Origin of the sequence: Herbaspirillum sp. B65 (assembly GCF_000333555.1) — a bacterium.
Lineage (GTDB): Bacteria > Pseudomonadota > Gammaproteobacteria > Burkholderiales > Burkholderiaceae_D > Herbaspirillum > Herbaspirillum rubrisubalbicans.
In genome coordinates, this window is the sequence record NZ_BADI01000652.1 from 1 (window position 1) to 1201 (window position 1201).

1 protein-coding gene is annotated in these 1201 nt (G+C 61.9%); it reads right to left on the reverse strand.

The window, feature by feature from the left end; genetic code table 11:
• A partial coding sequence (locus I5W_RS15400) for a CitMHS family transporter (RefSeq protein WP_044529885.1) occupies positions 1-1035 on the reverse strand: 1035 nt, incomplete at its 3' end.
• Between the last annotated feature and the right edge of the window lie 166 nt (positions 1036-1201).

The following is a 1201-nucleotide window of genomic DNA, read 5'->3' on the forward strand; positions in this document are numbered from 1 at the left end:
ATCGGGGTCGAACAGCAGTGACAGCGGCATGGACAGCAAGCCCAGCACCACCGGGATATGGCCCGCCATCTCGGGTGGCACGAAACCGACCGCCGTCTTGGCCATGGCCGAGAGCATTCCCGACTTGGTCATGATGCCGGTGAACACCCCCGCCGCAAACAGGATGCTGGCCATCAGCAAGGCGGCCTTGGCGTGGGCATCGATGCGCTCGCGCTGCTGGGCCACATCGCGATAATTGAGCATCAGTGCCAGTACCACGCCGATCATGAACATCACCACCGGATCGACCTTGCCGCTGATCATTACGCCCAGCACGAAGAGGGTGAGCACGATGTTGGCCCAGAAATTCTGCGGGCGGCGGAGCTTCAGTTGGGCGTCGGTCAGCTCATGCTGTTGCACGAAGTCCACCGTGGCGCCCTGGCCCAATCCGAGGCGGCGTTCTTCCTTCAGGCCCAGCAGGTAGGAGGCGATGAATACGAACGCCAGCCCCACCAGTTGCACCGGCACCAGCGGCGTGAAGATATCCGAGACCGGGATGTGCAGCGCGGCCGAGGCGCGGATCATCGGCCCGGTCCACGGCAGGAAGTTCACGCCGGCCGCCATCGAGGCCACACAGGCCAGGATGCGCTTGTCGATGCCCAGGCGCGTATAGAGCGGCAGCATGGCCGGGATGGTAATGAGGAAGGTCACCGCGCCGGAGCCATCCAGGTGGATCAGCAAGGCCAGCAATGCGGTACCCGGCACGATGCGGCTCGGGCGGCTGCCCACCGTCTTGAGGATGCGGCTGATGATGGGGTCCAACATGCCGGCATCGGTGACGATGCCGAAGAACAGGATGGCGAAGACGAACATGCCCGCCACCGGCGCAATGGCGGTCACGCCCTGCACGATGAACTTCGAGGTCTGCAAGCCGAAACCGCCGACCAGCGCGGCGATGATGGGGATGGCGATCAACGCCACCAGCGGCGACATCTTCTTGGTGAGGATGGCCGTGAACAAGGATACGATCGTGACAAAGCCGAGCAGGGCTAACATGCGTGTCTCCGTTTTTTGTGTGATGTTCTTGTGGTGTCTGCACATCCAGCACGCCGTTTGGTGTTCTCGGCTTGATTCCGTGTNAGGGTTGCGGGAAGTGAGCAGGGCGAGTGTAGGTGGCGGTGGATTTTGTTGTAAGTCGCTTTTTCGATTGATTGACAGCTTT